Annotated in this window: 1 pseudogene; it reads left to right on the forward strand. The window is 38.2% G+C overall.

Going from position 1 to position 293, the window contains the following annotated elements:
- A pseudogene (locus AAEY62_RS21720) lies at positions 1–293 on the forward strand (intermembrane transport protein PqiB); the annotation flags it as partial.

Below are 293 nucleotides of genomic sequence, written 5' to 3' on the forward strand. Positions count from 1 at the left end.
AGTATATCTAGCGGTATTACTGTATTAGCCGATCAGGTTTCTGATGTACTTAATAAGGTAAACGAGCTAAAAATCGAAGATAGCTTAGCACAAATGCAAGCCACTTTTAGCGACTACCAAGGGTTGGCCAACGACATGCGCGATTTGCTAAACCAAAAAGACACACAAAATTTACCGGGTGACTTTAATCAAAATTTCAAAAAAATGACCAAGAGTATGGAACAATTTGAAGTCACTATGCGCCAATTTGATAAAACCATGGCCAGCTATCAAGCAGGTTCGCAGTTTAATAA

Source organism: Pseudoalteromonas sp. GW168-MNA-CIBAN-0100 (assembly GCF_040309225.1).
Lineage (GTDB): Bacteria > Pseudomonadota > Gammaproteobacteria > Enterobacterales > Alteromonadaceae > Pseudoalteromonas > Pseudoalteromonas arctica.